Below are 19,924 nucleotides of genomic sequence, written 5' to 3'. Positions count from 1 at the left end.
ATCGCCGCACAGGAGTGAAGGGGGTGTTGTCGATGGCCACCGTCTCCGGGTCCCGCATGCACGCGGGCGTGGAACACGCCGTCCAAGTCACCCCGCTCACCGGTTGATCCGCCTGGTGGCGCGCCGGTGGGCTCTCCTGTCAGGAGACCCCTGTGCACGAGCACACACCTGTCATCTCCGTTCCCGCGGCCGGGAGTTCGACCGCGCGGTCCTTGAAGAAGCTGCGGCCGTACCTGTGGCCGCGCCGCTGGAAGCTGTGCACCGTATCCGCCCTGGCCGCGCTGGCGTCCCTGCTGGCGCTCGCGATGCCGCAGGTCCTCAAGTGGATCGTCGACGGGCCCGTGGCGCGGCGCGATCCGCGCGGAGTGGCGCTCGGGGGGCTGGCCCTGCTGCTCCTGGGCGCTGCCGAGGCTTCGCTCTTCGGCGTCCGGCGCCGGCTGGCGGCCACCCCGCTCGCCGACATCGAGGCGCGGATGCGGGCCGACCTGCACCGGCACGCGCAGCGGCTGCCGCTCGCCGTCCACGACGGTTGGAGCAGCGGGCAGTTGCTGTCGCGGGGGACCTCGGACCCCCAGGTCATCCACATGTTCGTCGCCGGGCCGCTGACGTTCCTGCCCGTGCACGCCGCCACGCTCGCCGTCGGGGCCGCGATCCTGGTCTCCCAGCAGTGGCTGCTCGCGCTCATCGTGCTGGCGCCCGTTCCCCTGCTGGTCATCGAGTCCTACCGGTTCGAGTCCAGGTACGCGGACGTCACCCGCCGGGCCCTGGACCTGTCGGGCGATCTGACGACCGCGGTACTGGAGTCGGTGACCGGCATCCGCGTGATCAAGGGCTTCCGCCGCGGCGAGGACCGGATCGCCCGATTCCGCGAGCAGGTCCGGCAGGTGCGGGAAGCCGAGCTGGACAAGGCGCGGCTGCTGGGCGGGCTGTCGGCGGTCACCACCGTGCTGCCGGGACTGGCGACCGTGGCCGCCCTGGCGACGGGTGCGGTCCAGGCGGCGGACGGGCAGCTGTCGATCGGATCGCTGCTGGCCTTCCTGGGAACGGTGGCCGCGCTGCGGCCGGCCGTCGAGGGGGCGGGCGGACTGCTGGCCGGGTGCCATGACGCGGCGGCAGCGGCCGACCGGTACTTCGAGGTGCTCGCCCGGCCGATGACGGATGAGCCGGACCCGGGGGCCGGTGAACCGGACGTGGTGGCCGGCGAATCGGGCCCGGTGGCGGCAGAAGGCGGGGCCCGCGGCGACCGGACCACCTGGACCTCCAGCACCACCGTGGCCGGCTCCGACCCCGGCCCCGACGCGACGCCCCGGTCACCGGGGGCACGGCGCCCCGCCGAACTCGCCTTCGCCCGGGTGCACTTCCGCTACCCCGACGCCCCCGCCGGCGATCCGCCCGCGCTGCGGGAGGTCACGTTGCGCGTCGCACCCGGTGAGACGCTGGCCGTGGTCGGGGCCACCGGAAGCGGCACGTCGACGCTCGCCGCCTTGGCCGCACGCCTGTACGACCCGGTGGCGGGCCGGATCACCCTGGACGGCGTCGACCTCACCCGTATTCCCCGCGCCGAACTGCGATCCGCGGTCGCCGTCGCCTTCGACGAGCCGGTGCTGTTCACCGGGACCGTCATGGACAACGTCCTCATGGGCGCGGAAGCCGGCGCCGACGAGATCGACGAGGCTCTACGGGCCGCGGGTGTCGACGAGTTCGCGCACCGCCTCGCCGACGGCGCCCGCACGCGCGTCGGGGAGGGCGGCATGTCACTGTCGGGTGGACAGCGGCAACGGATCGCCCTCGCGCGGATCATGGTCCGCCGGCCCCGGCTCGCGGTGCTCGACGATCCGCTCTCCGCGCTGGACCTGCACACCGAGGCCCGGGTCCAGGAGGCCCTGCGCGAGGTGCTGGCCTCGACGACCGCGGTGGTGATCGCGCACCGGCTCTCCACCGTGCTGATGGCCGACCGGGTCGCTCTGCTGGAAGGCGGGCGGGTCACCGCTGCCGGCACGCACGAAGAACTGTTGGCCGACAGCCCGGCGTACGCGGCACTGATGACCCCGATCGATGTCGCCGCTCACGGGCAGGGGGGAGCCTGATGCGCCGGTCGGCCCGTACCTCGACGCCCGTGCTGCCGGCGGCCCGGCCCGACGCTCCGACCGGGGAAGTCGATGAAACCGGGGCGCCGCGGCCGTGCGCGGCTGCCGCCCACGCCGACCGTCAGCGGGCGGACCCGCTGGAGGCGGCCCCGCCGAGGGGCGCGGCCCGGCGGCTGCTGCGCTCGGTGCTGGGACCCGGCGCCCGGCGGCTGTGGCTCGCCGCACTGGTCGTCCTGCTCCAGCAGGCGGCCGCGCTGTCCGGGCCGGTGGCCGTCGCCGTCACGATCGACCGGGCGATCCCCGCGCTGCGGGCCGGCGACGCACGGCCCCTGGTCGCCGTGGCCGCCGGCTACGCGGGCTGCGTCCTGGCGGCGGGTCTGCTCCAGCGCACGTTCATCCGGCTCTCCGTCCAGGTGGGGCAGCACGCGGTCGCCGAACTCCGGCTACGGCTGTTCGCCCATCTCCAGGCGCAGAGCGTGGAGTTCCACGACACGCACGCGTCCGGCACGCTGGCCTCCCGCGCGTCGGGCGACGTCGAGGCCGTCCGCTCGCTCTTCGACAGCGGGATCGACCAGATCGTCACCGCGGCGGTGTCCCTGGTCTACATCTCCTCGATCCTGCTGGTGCTCGACTGGCGGCTCGGCTGCGCCGCGGTGGCCGCGATGGCCCCGATCCACTGGACCATGCGGTCCTTCCGGCGGCGCTCGCTCCAGGTGTACCAGCGCCGTTCGGGCGCGGCCGCTGCGGCGTCCGCCGACATGAGCGAGTCCTTCGCCGGCATCCGCACGGTGCAGGCGTTCCGTCTCGAACGCGCCAACGAGCGCCGGTTCGCGCGCCTCAACCAGCGGCACCGGAACGAGAACCGGCAGGCCGAACGGGAGATGGCGCGCTATGTGACCTCCTCGCGCCTGGTCGCCAACACCGCCGTTGCCGGTCTGGTGCTGTGGGGCGGATACCGTGTCGCGTCCGGCGCGATGGAACTCGGCAGCTACGCCGGTGTCGTGCTGTACCTGCGGGACCTCTACGACAAGCCGCTCCGGCTGGGCGGCGTCCTGGACGCCTATCAGTCGGCCACGGCTTCGCTGGGCAAGATCGCGGTGCTGCTGGCGACCGAACCGACGGTCGTCGAGCCCGCTCGCCCCGCTCTTCTGCCCGCGCCCGCCCGCCATCCCGGCGGACGGCGGGTGAGGTACGAGGATGTCACCTTCGCCTACCGCGACGGGCCCGACGTGCTGCGCGGCTTCGCTCTCGACATCCCCGCAGGCCAGACGGTCGCCCTGATCGGCCCCTCCGGCGGCGGGAAGTCCACGCTGGCCGGGTTGCTGGCGCGGGTGCACGATCCGACCGGTGGCCGGGTGCTCCTCGACGGGATCGATCTGCGCTCCCTCGCGGCGGGCGACCTGCGCAACGGCGTGGTCATGGTCCCCCAGGAGGGTTTCCTCTTCTCCGGCACCATCGCCGAGAACATCGCCTTCGCGCGCCCCGAGGCCACCTTCGACGAGATCCGGCACGCCGCCGAAGCGATCGGCGCCCATCCGTTCATCGCGGCGCTGCACGACGGATATCGGACCGAAGTCGGCGGGCGCGGCGGCCGCTTGTCGTCCGGTGAGCGGCAACTGATCTCCCTGGCAAGGGTGCTGCTGGTGGACCCGTCCGTCATCGTGCTGGACGAGGCCACTTCGGTCATCGACATCCCGAGCGAACGCGCGGTGCACACCGCCATGCGCACGGTGTTCCAGGGGCGGACAGCGCTCGTCATCGCCCACCGGATGTCGACGATCCGGATCGCCGACCGCGTGCTGGTGCTGTCCGGCGGCCGGATCGTCGACGACCGCACCCCGGCCGAACTCGCCGCGCAGTACGGCCCTTCACCCCGGGATCTGCCGTCCGGCCGGGTCGCTCACCCCGCGAACGTGCCCACCGCGACCCCGCGGAAGGCCGTTCCCGGCAGCGCGAACACCGACCCCGCGAGCGGTTCCGCCCCAGGTCGCAGCCCGTCGGACGCCGAGGTGACGTAGAGCGTGCCGTCCGGCCCGAACGCGCAGGACGACGGCTGAGAGACGGGCAGCCGCAGGACCGCCAGGAGGCGGCCGCGCGGGTCGTGGCGGCGTACCTCGCCCGCGCCCCAGGCCGCGATCCACAGGCAGCCGTCCTCGTCGACGCACAGGCCGTCCGGCATGCCGTCGCGGCGGTCGTGGCGCAGCAGTTCGCGGACCGGCCCGAGCCGGCCGGCGGCCGGGTCGTACGGCGCGGTGAGCACCACGCGGCGCACGCTGTCGGCCAGGTAGAACCGGCTGCCGTCCGGGCTCCAGCCCAGGCCGTTGGGCAGGTCGAGGCCGCGCAGCGCGGTGCGCACCCCGCCGTCGGGGTCCCAGCAGTGCAACGCGCCGCCGCCGGCGGGGAATCCGAGCGTGGTGCTGCCGGCCCAGAAGCGGCCGGCCGGGTCGCACTTGGCGTCGTTCATCCGCCGGTCCGGCTCGGGCAGCAGCGGGTGGACGACGGTCAGGGCGGGGCCGTCGCCTGCCGCGCCGATCACCCCCAACCCCGCGCCCACCGCGGCGACATACCCGCCGCGGTCCCGTACCGCGACCGCTCCCAGGCTCATGCCGACCCGGGCCACCACGGACGCGGAGCCCGGCGCTGACCTGTCCGCCGACCCGGACGCGGAACCCCCGGTGGCGAGCGGGGTCCGCGACAGCACCCCGGCCGGAATGTCCACCCAGAGCAGTTCGTTGGTCCGCGGGTCGATCACCGGACCCTCGCCGACGACGGCGTGGCCGCGCACGAAGATCTCCGGGGCGGGCAGAAAAGAGGCTGGTGACACGGGTGTCCTCCGGTGGGGGCGAAGAGATTTCTCGGTAACTCGGGTGAAAACCCTAGGCAACGTTGTCTCGGATGGCTATGGTTCAGCACGACCGAACGCGAGGGACGACCGGGACGGGACATCAGCCCCGAACCTCCTTCCTCCGTGCGGTGGTTGACGATTCGACAGGTGTCATGACTCATCTGACCAGGCACGAAGACCTCAACTACTGGTGAGCGCACGGCTCGTGCCGTGACGTGTGCCCGTTGCGATCCCTGAAGTGTCCCCTGTGATCCCCGCTGTCCGGGATCTCAGCCAACGTTGTCTCAGTTGGTCGGGTGCGACCCGACCGTGGAGGGGAGTGGTGATGGCCGAGTTCGCCGATCCGGCGCGACTGTGGGTCGACGGCGACGCGCTGCGCGTGCGGGGCGCCGTGGTCAGCCTGCTGACGGACGGCGCGCGGCTGGGCATCGAGGACGCCGGGGCGCAGGAGGCCGGGACACAGGGCGCCGAGAGCGCGACGGTGCTGCACCTCCGCGCCGAGACGGCCGCAACGACCGTGCTGCGCCTGGACGTTCCGCTCGGGGACGCCTCGGGCTACTGGCACCCCGGGGCCGGCTGGGACCGCCACCTGGTGGCGGACTGGGCCAACCCGTGGCGCACCGTCGGCCTCGTCGACTCCGCGCCGCTGGGCTGCCTTTACGACGCGGCCGGCCGCACGCTGCTGGCCTTCGGCTCCGACCGGCTCGCGGCCACCACCCGGCTCCGGTTCGGCGTCGGCGAGGAGGCGGGCCGCTTCGGCGTCTGGCTCGCGATGGACCTGCGGGCGGGCGAGTCCTGCCGGATACGCCTCCAGGCGCCGGGCCGCCCCTGGGCGGAGTCCGTACGGGCCCTGACCCGCGCCCTGCCCGACGTCGGCGCGCTGCCCACCCCCGACGCGGCCCGCACCCCCGCGTACTCCACCTGGTACGCGATGCACCGCCAGGTGACCGCCGCGGGGGTCGAGGCCGAGGCCGAGCGGGCCGCGGCGGCCGGCTGCGGGGTGCTGCTGCTGGACGACGGCTGGCAGCTCCACGCGGAGGGCGCCGGCTACTCCGGCAGCGGTGACTGGCACCCGGACCCGGCGAAGTTCCCGGACTTCGCCGCGCACGTGAAGACCGTGCAGGGCATGGGGCTGCGCTACGTGGCGTGGATCGCCCCGCTGCTCATCGGCGAACGCACCGCCGCCCACCGGGAGATGGCCGAGGTCGCGCCGCACGCGATCGAGCGGCTCGGCTGCCGGGTGCTGGACCCGCGCCGGCCGGCGGCGCGGCGGTTCGCCGTCGACTCCTGCGTCGAGCTGGTCCGCCGCTACGGGCTCGACGGACTCAAGATCGACTTCCTGGACTTCGCGACGGCCTACGCGGGCCGGGACGGTGAGAGGGCCGGCCGCGATGACGGCGCCGGTGCCGGCGGTGGTGCCTCCACGGACGCCGGCACCGGCGTCGCCACCGATGCCGGCACCGATCCCGGCACGGAACCCGACGTCGCCACCGGCACCGCCACCGATCCCGATGCCGAAGCCGGCACCAGCGCCGAACCCGGCACCGATGTCGGCCTGGCCATGCGGCAGTTGCTCACCGAACTGCGGGACCGGCTGCGCGAGCTGCGCGGCGACGACCTGCTCGTCGAACTCCGGCAGCCGTACACCGGACCCGGCATGCACGGCTTCGGCAACCTGCTGCGGGCCGCCGACTGCCCGGCCGACGCCACCGCCAACCGCGTCCGCACCCTGGACGTCGGGGTGCTCGCCGGGACCGCCGCCGTCCACTCCGACATGCTCATGTGGGACCCCGGCGCCACGGCGCGGGCGGCGGCCAGGCAACTGCACTCCGCGCTGTTCGCCACCCCGCAGATCTCCGTCGAGCTGGCCGGACTGTCCACGGAGCACCATGCGATGACCGTGTTCTGGCTCGGGTTCTGGCGGACCCACCGCGACGTCCTCACCCGGGGCGAGATCCGGACCGGACGCCCCGACCTGCTCCACCAGACGGTCACCGCGAGCCTGGGCCGGCGCGCCGTCATCGCCTTCTACGCCGAGCACCGCGTCGCCCCGGTCCGCCTGGCCGGCCGCAGCGAGGTGGCCCTGGTCAACTCCACCGCTACCGCCCATGTGGCCCTGGACGTCGAGGGCCCGGGCGTCCGGGTCCGGCTCGACACCTTCGACGCCTGCGGCAGGCCCGCCGGTTCGGGCCCGCGCACGCTCGGCCCCGGGCTCACCCGGATCGCCGTTCCCCCCTCCGGCCTGTGCGTCGTCACGCCGGAGCCACCGCAGTCACCCCAGTCATCGCACTCACCTGACCCATCCCCGCGCTGAAGAACCGAAGACGAAGACGGAAGAGGACCGACCGTGACCGACAGCCACGCCAGATCCGACCGCAGCACCCCGGCAGCGCCGGCCCCCGCAGAGATCTCCCGACGCAAGGTCATGGGCTACGGCGCCGCCACCGTGGCGGGCGCCGCGGCCGCCAATGCCCTGGACTGGGGCCTCGCGCCGGCCGCCGGCGCCGCCACGCCCGAGGGCGCGGCCACGCCCGCCGCCGCGGTGCCGGTGGTCGCCGCCGCGTTCTCCGACCCGACCGGCCTCTACCCGGTGCAGGGCGACACCCCGGCCCGTCCCGCCCTCCAGGTCGTGTTCAACCCGACGGCGGCGCTCAGCGGTTCGGTGGCCTGGTCGGTGTCCGCCCGTACCGGGGCCGCGCTGCGCAGCGGGACCACCGCGTTCACCGCGCCGGCCGGCACCGAGACCACCACCAGCGTCGCGCTGGGCGCCCTGGACCCCGACTTCTACGCGGTCACCGTCACCGTCACCGACTCGGCGTCGAACCAGTTGCTCGCCCAGACCCTCGGCCTCGGCGTGATCCGCCCGACCGTCGCGGACCGCCGGCCCGACTCGCCGTTCGGGATGGGCATCCGGTCGGAGTCCTCGCCGGTCGTCACCAAGCAGATCGCCCAGCGGATCGGCGTGAAGTGGACGCGCGGCATCGTCGCCGTCCAACCGGACACCGTCTCGCCGTCGCCGGGCGTGTTCTGGGGGCAGGCCGAGATCGACGCCGCCCGCGCCGAGGTCCAGGAGTGGAACCGCTACGGCATCGAGGCCCTCGGCAGCATCAACTACAACATGTCGTGGAACGTCGAGCCGGGCCCGGACGGCAAGCCGGTGCTGCTCTACCAGAACCGGCCCAAGGACATGGCCGCGCACGCCGACATGGTCTACCACTCCATCGCGCCGATGCAGGACCTGGTGCAGAACTGGGAGCTGTGGAACGAGCCGTGGGTGCACGGCTGGACCTGGATGACCGGCGACGCCCAGGACTACCGCGACATGTGCAAGCTGATCTGGGACCGGGTCAAGCCGGACTTCCCGCAGGTCAACCTGATCGGCGGCGGATCGGTCACGTACAACCGCGACATCGTGTACGCGCAGGGCTCGAAGGACACCGGCTACATCGACGGCTCGGTGAACCACGCCTACGGCTACCCCGACCCGACCCAGTACGCGATGACCAAGACCCAGATCAAGATGGACCGGCTGTGGTCGCGCACCAAGGGCCGCGGCGGGCAGTGGCAGACCGAACTGGGCAACGCCGAGTTCAACTTCACCGACGTGCCGGCCGGCCAGGCGCCCTACGGGGTGGCCCGTACGGTGGCGCCGACGTACCTGCTGCACTTGCTCGCCGGCGCCGAGGAGGGCTCGCCGGTCCGGGCCTTCTGGTTCTCGCTGTCCTACGACAAGCCGTACTCCGGCGACGACTTCGACATCTACGACATCGCGACCAGGACCCCCAAGCCCGCGGTGGTCGCCTACGCCACCATGACGGGCCTGCTGGAGGACGCCCGGATGGAGGGCGAGCTCTACCCGGACGCCAAGTCCACCTGGGGTTTCCTGTTCCGCGGCACCGACGGCAAGGGCCGGGCCGCCGTCTACTCCGACCAGCTCTTCGACGGCACCGAGGAGCACCAGAGCGCCGGCTGGACCGGCACGCTCACCCTGGACGGCGCGCGCGGCATCCGCGTCTACGACTACCTCGGCCGCCGGCTCGCCGACGGCCACTCCTCGCGCGTCACCCTCCCGCTGAACCCCTGGGAGGTCCTGTACTTCGACAGCGACCTGAGCCCCGCGGCGCTCAAGGCCGTACTGACCCGCGGCGCGAGCTTCGACTACAGCACCCCGGTGAAGGTCAGCCTGCTGTCCTTCACCAAGCCGCTGGACGCCACCAGCACCGTCGAGGTGCGGGTGGAGAACGTCTCGCCGCAGAAGCTCGGCGCGCGGGTGCGGATCACCCCGCCGTCCGGCTGGCGGGTGGCGGCACCGGTGTCACCGGTGGTCGAACTCGCCCCCGGGCAGGCGAAGACGCTGTCCTTCCCCGTCACGGCGTTCCAGGTCGACAGCCGGAACGCGTACACCGTCGGCTACGAGGTGACGGTGCCGCAGCGGCCCGGCCTGCGCCAGACCGGCACCCAGGACGTCCAGGTCGCCTACCTGCCGTTCCGGTCGATCACCGTCGGGGGCAGCGCCAGCCAGTGGAACGGCGTCCTGCCGGTGACGATGACCAGCACCACCGCGGCCGGCGACACCAAGAACTACGCGTTCCAGGCCGCCTGGGACCACAGCTTCCTGTACGTCAGGGCCGTGATCGAGGACGACGTCCAGCTGTCCAACGCGCCCTTCCCGGCCAACGAGTACCTCTTCCCGTTCAAGGCGGACAGCATCCAGTTGGCCTTCGACGCCCTGGCGGACAAGACCGAGGACCTGCTCGCGGGCGACGCGCACTACGAGAAGTGCCTGCGGTCGATCTCCCACCTGTACGTGGCGACCCTGGCCACCGGCGGCGTCTCGGAACTGCACCGCCAGCTCGCGCCCGGCACCAACTACCAGACCTACTACCCGACCAACGCGGTGCTCCCGACCCCGCTGGGCCCGCTCGACGCCAAGCCCGACAGCGGCGCCGAGGGCCGGGTGCTGGTCTCCCGGGACGACACGGGCAAGCAGACCCGGTACGAGGTCGCGCTCGCCTGGAGCCAGCTGCCCGAACTGGCCGCCGCGGTAAGGGCCGCGCGCCCCGGCACCGTCACCCCGGCGACGTTCGCGGTCCAGGTGACCGACGCGGGCACCGGCGGCCACGGCGCCACCTACTCGACCACCACCGCGGAGCCCCCGACCTCGGGCTGCTACAACTTCGCGCCGTTCTGGGGCACCGGCGCCCAGTTCGCCGGCGGGCGCGTGGACACCCGCTGGGGCATCGGCCGCTGAGCCGCACCCCCGACGTGACACCGCACCCCGCCGCCTCCCCAGGCCGGCACCTTCCGACAGCACCTCCAGAACCAGGAGCATTCGCGTGAGCGACCACGCAGCCGATGCCGGCGCACTCCCGCCGGCGCCCGAGCCGGTCGAGCCGCCGTGGGCACAGCCGTCCGGCGTCCGCATCACCGGCGTCCGGACGATCCTGACCGCGCCGGCCGGCACCACGCTCGTCGTGGTGCGCGTCGACACCAGCGAGCCCGGCCTGTACGGACTCGGCTGCGCCACCTTCACCCAGCGCGCGGCGGCCGTGGCCACCGCCGTCGACGAGTACCTGGCCCCGCAGCTGATCGGCCGCGACCCGGCCGACATCACCGACATCGCGTCGACCCTGCACGTGAGCGGCTACTGGCGGTCGGGGCCGGTGCTCAACAACGCGCTGTCCGGGGTGGACATGGCGCTGTGGGACATCAAGGGCAAGCAGGCCGGACTGCCGGTGTGGCAGCTGCTCGGCGGCCGCTGCCGTACCGCGGTGCCGCTGTACGCGCACGCCGCCGGGCGGGACCCGCAGGAGGTCACCGACGAGGTGCTGGCGCTGATGGCGGAGGGCTACCGGCACGTGCGCTGCCAGGTCGCGGTGCCGGGCGCGGGCACCTACGGGGCGCCGGCCGCCGCCGCGGCGGCCGGCGCCCACCGCCCGCTCACCGCCGACGCCTGGGACCCGGCGGCCTACCGGCGCACGGTCCGCGGGCTGTTCGCGCACCTGCGCGAGCACGTCGGCCCCGAGGTCGAGCTGATCCACGACGTGCACGAGCGGGTGCACCCCACCGACGCCGTGCGGATCGCGGCGGACCTGGAGCCGTACGACCTGTTCTACCTGGAGGACCCGGTCGCGCCGGAGGACATCGAGTGGCTGCGGATACTGCGCGGCCGGTCGGTGACACCGATCGCCATCGGCGAGCTGTTCACCAACCCCGCGGAGTACCGCCCGGTCGTCCAGGAGCGGCTGTGCGACTTCATCCGCGTGCACGTCTCGGCCATCGGCGGCATCACCCCCGCCTGGCGGCTGGCGAACGCCTGCGAGCTGTTCGGCGTGCGCACCGCCTGGCACGGGCCGGGCGACGTCTCGCCGATCGGGCACGCCGCCAACCTCGCGCTCGACATGGCCGCGCCCAACTTCGGCATCCAGGAGCAGCACCTGTTCGGCGCCGCCGCGCGGGAGGTGTTCCCCGGGTGCCCCGAGATCCGTGACGGGCACCTGTGGCCGAGCGACCGGCCGGGGCTCGGCGTCGACCTCGACGAGCGACTGGCCGCCAAGTACCCGCCGCGGCCCGCCGCGCTGCCCGGCCAGGCGTGGAAGCCGCCGCGGCGGGCCGACGGCGCCCTCCAGCGCCCCTGACCCGGACGTCCGTCACCCCCGCCGGTCACCCCCGTACCTCTTCCAAGGAGCCACCCTCATGAGACCCCGCATCACCGTCACCCTGCTCGCGGCGACCGCGTGCCTGTCCATCGGCCTCACCGGCTGCAGTTCCTCCTCGTCCGGCGGCGGGAGCGCGAAGACCACGCTGACGGTCGCCGAGTGGACCAACCCCGGCGCCATCCAGTTCACCGAGGAGCTGAACGCCAAGTTCGAGAAGGCCCACCCCGGGGTGAAGGTCAAGATCCAGCAGGCGCCGACCGCCAACGGCGCCTGGGGCCAGCTGTGGAACAGCCTGCTGCAGTCCAAGTCCGTCGACGTGCTGGGCCTGGCCGCGCCGACCCAGGCGGGCTTCGCCCCCAGCTACACCAGCCTCAAGCCCGCCGGGGCCGCCGCGCTCATCCAGGCCGGACAACTGGTGGACCTGAAGAACCAGCCGTTCATGAAGAACTACAGCGCCACCGACCAGGCCGCCGCCGTCGGGCACAACGGCGGCGTCTACGGCGTGATGGCCGCGCAGTACGCCGCGGCCGGGGCGATCTGGTACAAGAAGGACCTGCTCGCGAAGTACGGCATGACCGTGCCGACGACGTTCCAGGAGTTCGTCGACGACTGCGCGAAGCTCAAGAAGAAGGGCATCACCCCGATCTTCGTGTCCGGCAAGGACGGCATGCAGGGCGGCGTGTGGCAGGGCGTCGAGAACCAGATGCTCATGCAGGGCAAGCCCGCGTCGGACTCGGTGAAGGTCTCCAACGACCGCGCCGACGCGTTCTGGAAGGGCACCCAGTCCTGGACCGACCCGGTCTACAAGGAGTCCTCCGCGCGCTACGAGCAGGTCATGAAGTACATCGAGCCGAACGCGTCGGGCGTCGCCCAGCTGACCGCGCCCGGCGTCTGGGCGGCGCGCGCCAGTGACTACCCCTTCCTGCTGGACGGTTCCTGGGACGGGGCGGTCATCCAGAAGGCCAACCCCAACCTCAAGCTCGGGTTCTTCACCATGCCGGGCACCGACACCGCCTCGGCCAACCGCGTGTCGCTGCGCCCGGACCTCACCTGGATGGTCCCGACCAGCGCGAAGCACAAGGATCTGGCCATGGAGTGGCTGTCGATGTTCTCCCAGCCGGAGAACTACCAGGAGTGGCTGAAGCTGACCGGTTCGGTCTCCACCCAGCCGGCGGTGAAGAACACCGGCCTGGACTGGACGGACTGGCTCAACAGCCACATGGACGGCGCGTTCCAGCAGCTCGCCAACCCCTGGGTGCCCGCGGGCGCGCCCCTGGACGCGGCCGGCCCGGACTTCTACAAGCTGAAGCCGATCGGCAGCGACAGCGTCGACACCATCCTCAACCGCTCGGCCAACGCGTACCGCAAGTCGGTCAAGGGCTGACGACCGACCCTGAGCACAACTGAGAGAGGAGGCGCGGCGTGGCACGCTGTCCCTTCGGAACCCAACGGACGCGGCGGTTCATCCCCTGGGCCAGCATCGCGATACCGGGAGCCGGTTGGCTGCTGTTCGGGCTCTACCCGTCACTGGCCACCATCATCTACTCGTTCACCCGGTACTCCGGACTCCCCGGCACGCCGCTCAACTTCTGCGGGATGTGCAACTACCACACGGCCTTCACCTCGCTGCTGCCGCAGCTGTGGAGCGCGGTACGGGTCACGCTGATCTACGTGGTCGGCGTGACCGTACTGCAGAACGTGATCGGCCTCGGCCTTGCCATGCTGCTGAACCGGGGCGGTCGCTCGTACACGTTCTACCGTGCGCTGATCTTCATGCCGCAGATCTTCTCGGTCACGGTGGTCGGTGCGGTCTTCTCGCTCATGCTCGACCCCTACTCGGGTCCGGCGGAGAAGATCGTGCACGGCCTGTTCGGCATCAACTCCGCCTTCCTCGGGTCGAGTTCGCTGGCGCTGCCGCTGGTGATGCTGGTGAACGTGTGGATGTTCTCCGGGTACTCGATGCTCATCTACATCGCCGGGCTGCGGAACATCCCGCGCTCGGTGTACGAGGCCGCGGCCATGGACGGCGCCGGGCGCTTCCGGGTGTTCCGGCACGTGACGTGGCCGCTGCTGGCCTCGGCCACCACCGTCAACGTCTTCCTCACCACCATGGCCACGCTGGGCGAGTACGCCCTGGTGCTGGTCCTGACCGGTGGCAACTTCGGCACCAAGACCCTGGGGCTGTACATGTTCCAAGCCGCCTTCGGCAGCGACAGCCAGCTCGGCTACGGCTCGATGCTGGCGATGCTCCAGTTCGTGCTGACGATCGTGATCGGCGGCGGCCTGCTGTACGTGCTGCGCCGGCGGGAGGTGGCGCTGTGACGACGCTCCAGGTGTCCCAGGCACCCGAGGCCCCCGACGCTCCGCGCACCCCCTCCCCGTTGCTGCGCGGGCTGCTGTCCCGGCAGCGGACCAAGTCGGCGGGGGTGAACCTGCTCTGCTTCGCCATCGCCGCCGGGCTGTTCGCCCTGCCGCTGGTGTACGTCCTGCTCCAGGCGTTCAAGACGTACACCGGATTCCTGCAGAACCCCACCGGCACGCCCCACCCGTGGACCACCGAGAGTTTCTCGGCGGCCTGGCACCAGGGGCACTTCGGCCGGGAGATGGTCAACAGCCTGGTCTACGCGGCCGTCCCCGACGCCATCACGCTCGTCCTCGGCGTCTTCCTCGCCTTCCCCATCTCCCGCGGCTACTTCAAGTACTCCAACGGGCTCTACACGTTCTTCATCTTCTCCGGCTTCCTGCCCGGCGGCCTGATCCCGCTGTTCATCGAGGCCCGCACGCTCCACCTGTACAACAGCATGGCCGGCTACCTGATCCTGACCAGCCTGTCCGGCGCCGGGTTCTTCTTCTTCGTCGGCTACATCAAGGGCATCCCGCGCGAGATCGACGAGGCGGCGGCGCTGGACGGCTGCGGCTACATCCGGTTCATCTTCACGATCATCATGCCGCAGATGAAACCGGCCCTGGCCACCTTCGGGATCTTCGGCTTCGTGCACGCCTGGAACAACCTGATCCTGCCGCTGGTGATGCTCTCCGACTCCGCGCTGTGGCCGGTCACCCGAGGGCTCTACTCGTTCTTCGGCGAGTACTCGCAGAACTGGCCGCTCATCGCGGCCGGCACGTTCATCGTGGCCGCGCCGATCATGCTGCTGTTCATCCTGCTCCAGCGTTACCTCGTCGAAGGCGTCGCGGGCGGTGCGTCGTTCGGCACCCAGGGCGTCGCGCCCGGCGCGTCCGGCGCCGGGGGCGCCGAGATGGGAGGCGGCGCGTGACGGCCCCCGTCACCGACTGGCCGGCCGGCGGCTCGGAAGTGCGGTTCCTGCTCCAGGACCCGCTCGCCCACCCGGAGTTCGCCTGGCCGAGGACCCTGCTGCACTATCCGGTGCGGTGGGTGGCGCCCGCGGTGCGCGCCGACGAGCTCCGGCTGCTCGACGAGAGCGGCACGCCGATCCCGTTCCAGCTGGCGGAGGTCACCGGGGCGGGCCCCGCGGCCGGGGGCGCCGACGCGCCCCTGGCGGCGGCCACCGTCTGCTTCTTCGCCGACCTCGCGCCCGGCGCGCGCCACGTGTTCACCCTGCGCGCGGACGCGACGGCGACGGCGGCCGGACCCGACCGGCCGGTCACCGTCACCCCGGCCGAGGACGGTGACGGTGACGGAATCGTGGTGGACGCCGGCCCCCTGCGGGTCCTGCTGCCCTCCGCCGGCCGGTACGCCGGCCCGGACCTGCCCGGCCCGATCCGCCGGCTCGACCGCGGGCAGGGCTGGGTGGGCGACTCGGTCCTGCACCCCGGCGCCGAGCGCCTCGCACACCTCGACGTCCACCAGGTGGAGCACGGCCCGCTGTTCGCCACCCACCGGCTGGACTACCGCTTCACCGGCGGCGCGCGGTACACCGCGACCGTACGCGTCCTGCACGGCTGCGACTTCGTCGAACTCGCCGAGGAGGCCACCGGGTTCGACACGGAGGGCGCCGCGTGGGAGCTGCACTGGGAGGGATGCGCGCCCACCCACCGGTTCTCCTCGGCCTGGCCGTTCTCGCAGGACCCGCGCGACCACGCCGACCCCACGTCACCGGAGGTCTACCACTGGCTCGGCATCGACGAGCCGATCGTGGTCGGCGACAGCGGCGAGGACCCGTCGTTCTCCGGACCGGGCGGCCGGGAGCGGCCGCGGGAGCGGATGGCCTTCACCGTCGGCCCCTACGCGCCGAGCTACGCCTGGGGCGTCCGGCCGCACGCGACGTTCTGGGACCGGGTCGGCGGGGACGCGATGGGCGTGTTCATCCGCGACCACGCCCGTTGGGAGGACCACGAGTACGCCGGCTGGGCCTCCGCGGACACTCTCCAGATCCGCTTCCGCCACGACGGGGTGCTGCACTGGACCTGGCCGCTGCGCACCGGCACGCGCAGCACCGGCATCGCCTTCTACCACCACGCACGCGACCTGGAAGTGCTGCGCGGCCGGCGGGCGATGACGTACCAGTCCACCTACGTGCGCCACCTGCACCACTGGCAGGGCACCCTCAGCCTCGACCGGGTCAAGGACTGGCGCCTGACCTACCACGGCAAGCGCCCCGAACCCCTCTGCACGGAAGGCGAGTTCGACACCCCCGAGCAGTTCGTGGACGCGCTGCTGTACGGCAGCGAGGGCCCACGGCTGATCGCGAACGGCGTGAACGAACTCGCCGGCTACCTCAACATCGGCCAACGCCCGCTCTACGACCGGCTGCTGGACGGCTACGACCGGTTCGCCGACCGGCTCGACGCCGGGCAGCGCGCACGCGTCGACGCCCTGCTGCTGCTGACCGGGTACGTCTCGGCGGGCGAGGAGATCGGCCCGCTGCGGCGGATGATGGGCGGGCACCCCAACTTCCTCGCCGACGGCAAGGCCGCGCTGGCCTGTCTGGCGTGGCTCTTCCCCGAGCACGAGGCCGCGGGGGAGTGGCTGGACCAGTTCGAGAAGTTCTGCGAGCTGTCCGGCGTCTTCCACACCCGCCCGGCACTGCCCTCCCGCCACGCCCGCCCCGGCCGCTGGACCGAGAGCCTGTCCACGTACGTCTGGGCCTTCCTGCGGCCCGCCGCCCAGGGCAACTTCCTGGGCCGGCAGGCCGACGGGCGCAATCGGATGGCCACCCCGGAGTTCGCCGCCCTCGGCGACTGGCTGGTCCACGCGCTCAGCGCGCCGATCGACGTCACCGGGACCGGCGAGCTTCGCCGGCTGCATCCCGCGCAGGGGGCGCACGCGTACTGGCCGCGCCGCCCTCCCATCGAGATGCGGCTGCTCGGCGAGGCGCTGCACCGCTACCGCCCGCTGGTCGCCGAGCACCTGATGTGGGGCAGCGACCCCACCGCCCGGCGGCTGGACAGCCCGCCGGACGCGCCCGACCCGTGGCACGTCACGGTCCGCTCGGCGGGCGAGCGCGGCACCAACCCGCGGCTGCGCAGCGCGAAGTACACCGGGTACGGCGTCACGCTGCGCGCCGGCGTGGACCGCCCGGACGAGGTCGCGGTCTTCCTCCAGCAGGTCGACCGCGGGCCCAACTACCGCTGGGGGATCGCCGACGACAACGGCAACGGCCACCTCTACTACTACGCCGCCGGCCGCTCCTACAGCGGCCACGGCCCCGAGGACGCCGGCGACCGCCGGGTGCCCGACGCGACCTTCGCCACCTCCTGCGCGGTGTGGAGGGACGGCGCCTTCCGCGGGATCGGCAACCACACGCTGGACCGCCCGATGTACGACCTCGGCGGCGCGCAGTACGCCGAGATCACCTCCGACCCCGGCAGCCCGATCGGCGAGCTCTACCTCGGCCGCAGCGTCCTGCTGGTCGGCGGCGACTACCTGGTCACCTACGACGCCTTCGCGCCGGGCCAGCGGATGGTGTGGACGTGGTCGGTGCCGACCGCGGCCAACGGCCATGACGCCAACAGCTACGGCCACCTCGCCGACGCGATGCCGTTCATCCATGTGGTGCGCGGGGTGCGCGAGGACGGCGCGCTCGACGGCACGTTCGCCACGGACGGCACCCGCGGGGTGCGACTGGAGGGCAGGGCCGACGGGTCGAACGGCAACACGCTCGCCGTCGTCAGCCACCGCGACGACCTGACCGTGGCCCCCGCGAGCAGCACCCCGTGGGGCGCGAAGGTCCGTACCCCGCACAGCGTCGACCACGTCTTCCGCCACCAGGCGGCGACGCACTACGAACCGAAGGCGGTCGACTTCGCCGGCGAGGGGCTGCGCTTCACCGGCACCGCCGGCGTGATCCGGCTGTTCGACGACGGCGGTCGCGAACTGGCGCTCTTCCACGGCAGCGCCGTCGGCACCGCGGACGTGCTGCTGACCACCGAGGACCCGGACCTGGGCATCAGCCTGCGCTACCGCGACCCCCGCGAGCTCCGCGGCAGCTACGACGCGCCCGGCGACAGCGCGGTGACCTTGCACCTGCTCGGCGGGCGCCCCGCCGGGGCCGCGTTCCACGTCGACGGCGCGGAACTGGCCCCGCTCGCGTCCTCGCACGACGACATCCTGCGGGTCGCGCTGCCCGCCGGCCGGCACCAGTGGGAGCTGACCGCCCGGCGGCCCGAGCCGATGCCGCCGCGGATCGTGCGGACCACGACCGTCCCCGGCGGCGCGGTGGTGCACTTCGCGCCGGTCGCGGGCGCGGACACGTATCTGCTCGAAGTCAGCGAGGACGGCGGCACGACCTGGACGGCGGCCGGGCACACCGTCACCGGCCCGGGCGCGCTGGCCGGGCTGGCCGACGGCACCAAGTACCACGTCCGGGTCACCGCCCGGAACGCCGACCGCAGCGGCGCCCCGGGCGCCGACTACCCGCTGCACGCCACCAGCCGGGCCCCCGACCCGCCGGACGGCCTGACGCTCCGGCTCGGCGCCGGCACGGTCACCGCCACCTGGGGCGAGGTGCTCGGCGCGGCCCGCTACCGGCTCTACCGGCGCCGCAAGGGCGACACCGACTTCCGGGAGATCTTCGCGGGCCTGGCCTTCGAGTTCGTCGACCAGGTGCCCGGGACGGTGCCGGCCACCGGCGACCCGGGCGAGGCCGTACCCGGTGGCACGCCGGTCCACGAGTACGCGGTCGCGGCCGAGAACGGCAACGGCCTCGGCCCCATGTCGCCCGCCACGGACACCGATCCCGGCAGCTGGCGGCACTGGTACCCGCCGGTGGAGCTCGCCTTCCGGCGCCACCACAGCTACCTCCGGCCGCCGTACCTGCCCGCCTCGGCGACCCCGGCGCCGTACGACGAGCAGCGGCCGCCGGCCCGGCTGCCGGACGCCGCCGACCCGGTGGAGCAGGCGTGGTGACCCGGCAGCGCGTCCTGGTCACCGGCGCGGCCGGCCGGATCGGGCGGGCGCTGCGCCCGCGGCTGGCCCGGCCCGGCCGCGTCCTGCGGCTGCTGGACATCGCGGAGATCGCGCCGCCGGAAGCCGGCGAGGACGTGGAGGTCGTCCGGGCCTCCTTCACCGACCCCGAGGCGATCGACGCCGCGTGCCGGGCCGTCGACGCGGTGGTGCACCTGGGCGGGCTCGCCGGGGAGGAACCCTGGGAGCGGATCAGGGAGGTCAACATCGACGGCACGCAACGGGTGCTGGAAGCCGCCTGCCGCCACGGCGTGCCGCGGGTGGTGCTCGCCTCCAGCATCCATGCCGTCGGGTTCCGCACCCGCGACGACCCGGCCCGGCGCGGCGATGCCGGCGGTGCCGGTGACGTGGGTGATGCCGTCGGCTTCGGTGCGGGCGATCACGCTGCCGCCGCACGCCGCGAAGCGGTCCGCGCCGACCTGCCCGCGGACATCACGCCGCGCCCGGACACGTACTACGGCGTCGGGAAGGCCGCGCTGGAGGCGCTCGGCGCGCTGCACCACAGCAGGTACGGAGTCGACGTCTCCTGCCTGCGGATCGGGGCGTTCCGGCCGGTGCCGCGCGCGCCGGAGGACCTGGCGGTGTGGCTGTCGCCGGACGACGCGGCCCGGCTGGTCGAGTCCTGCCTGCGGGCGGAGCCGGCCGGATACCGGGTGCTGTGGGGCATCTCCCGCAACACCCGCCGGTGGTGGTCCCTGTCGGAAGGGGAGGCGATCGGCTACCGCCCCCGGGACGACGCCGAGGACCATCTGGCCGCCGTCCTGGACTCCGGAGCGTTCGGCCCGGCGGACCTCGATCCGTCGGCGGCCCGCAACTTCCGGGTCGGTGGCAACTTCTGCACCATGCCGCTCGGTTGAGGGCAGAAGGATCGGTCGTGGGGCTGTACGGGCCGTCCGGGTGGCGAACAACGTTGTCATCAGGGGCACTTGGCCGGGAATCTGACTGGGAG

11 protein-coding genes are annotated in these 19,924 nt (G+C 73.1%); 10 read left to right on the top strand and 1 reads right to left on the bottom strand.

Translation table 11 applies throughout. The features are described from left to right. Positions 1-152 precede the first annotated feature (152 nt). Positions 153-2,087, top strand: coding sequence for an ABC transporter ATP-binding protein (locus OG370_RS04055; protein ID WP_328460659.1), 1,935 nt, complete (start codon positions 153-155; stop codon positions 2,085-2,087). Beyond that, positions 2,087-4,105: an ABC transporter ATP-binding protein gene (locus OG370_RS04050; protein ID WP_328460657.1), complete on the top strand. Its 2,019-nt coding sequence runs from the start codon at positions 2,087-2,089 to the stop codon at positions 4,103-4,105. Before OG370_RS04055 ends, OG370_RS04050 begins: the two co-directional genes overlap by 1 nt. Here OG370_RS04050 and OG370_RS04045 read toward each other — a convergent pair. After that, complete coding sequence (locus OG370_RS04045; RefSeq protein WP_328460655.1) at positions 3,988-4,911, bottom strand: SMP-30/gluconolactonase/LRE family protein; 924 nt, start codon at positions 4,909-4,911, stop codon at positions 3,988-3,990. The genes OG370_RS04050 and OG370_RS04045 overlap by 118 nt on opposite strands. A gap of 346 nt (positions 4,912-5,257) precedes the next feature. Between OG370_RS04045 and OG370_RS04040 the strand changes: the two genes are divergently transcribed. The 8 genes from OG370_RS04040 (at position 5,258) to OG370_RS04005 (ending at position 19,832) form a co-directional block, all read left to right on the top strand. Continuing rightward, positions 5,258-7,246 carry an alpha-galactosidase gene (locus tag OG370_RS04040; RefSeq protein ID WP_328460653.1) on the top strand — a complete coding sequence of 663 codons (1,989 nt, stop codon included), beginning with the start codon at positions 5,258-5,260 and terminating at the stop codon, positions 7,244-7,246. Positions 7,247-7,279: 33 nt separating this feature from the next. Beyond that, the gene (locus OG370_RS04035) at positions 7,280-10,183 is read left to right on the top strand and encodes a sugar-binding protein (RefSeq protein ID WP_328460651.1); all 2,904 of its coding nucleotides are present in this window, start codon (positions 7,280-7,282) and stop codon (positions 10,181-10,183) included. Positions 10,184-10,268: 85 nt separating this feature from the next. Next, a complete protein-coding gene (locus OG370_RS04030; protein ID WP_328460649.1) occupies positions 10,269-11,570 on the top strand; it encodes an enolase C-terminal domain-like protein in 1,302 nt (433 codons plus the stop codon). A 58-nt stretch (positions 11,571-11,628) separates the two neighbouring features. Continuing rightward, positions 11,629-12,975, top strand: coding sequence for an ABC transporter substrate-binding protein (locus OG370_RS04025; RefSeq protein ID WP_328460647.1), 1,347 nt, complete (start codon positions 11,629-11,631; stop codon positions 12,973-12,975). A 38-nt stretch (positions 12,976-13,013) separates the two neighbouring features. Then, positions 13,014-13,913 carry a carbohydrate ABC transporter permease gene (locus tag OG370_RS04020; RefSeq protein WP_328460646.1) on the top strand — a complete coding sequence of 300 codons (900 nt, stop codon included), beginning with the start codon at positions 13,014-13,016 and terminating at the stop codon, positions 13,911-13,913. After that, complete coding sequence (locus OG370_RS04015; protein WP_328460644.1) at positions 13,910-14,866, top strand: carbohydrate ABC transporter permease; 957 nt, start codon at positions 13,910-13,912, stop codon at positions 14,864-14,866. Before OG370_RS04020 ends, OG370_RS04015 begins: the two co-directional genes overlap by 4 nt. Next, the gene (locus tag OG370_RS04010) at positions 14,863-18,918 is read left to right on the top strand and encodes a fibronectin type III domain-containing protein (RefSeq protein ID WP_328460642.1); all 4,056 of its coding nucleotides are present in this window, start codon (positions 14,863-14,865) and stop codon (positions 18,916-18,918) included. The genes OG370_RS04015 and OG370_RS04010 overlap by 4 nt, the downstream gene beginning before the upstream one ends. Beyond that, positions 18,912-19,832, top strand: coding sequence for an NAD-dependent epimerase/dehydratase family protein (locus OG370_RS04005; RefSeq protein WP_328460640.1), 921 nt, complete (start codon positions 18,912-18,914; stop codon positions 19,830-19,832). The genes OG370_RS04010 and OG370_RS04005 overlap by 7 nt, the downstream gene beginning before the upstream one ends. The last annotated feature ends 92 nt before the right edge of the window (positions 19,833-19,924 follow it).

Origin of the sequence: Streptomyces sp. NBC_00448 (genome assembly GCF_036014115.1) — a bacterium.
Taxonomy (GTDB): Bacteria; Actinomycetota; Actinomycetes; order Streptomycetales; family Streptomycetaceae; genus Actinacidiphila.
Note: the sequence above shows the minus strand (reverse complement) of the source record. Positions and strands in the feature narration are given on the sequence as shown.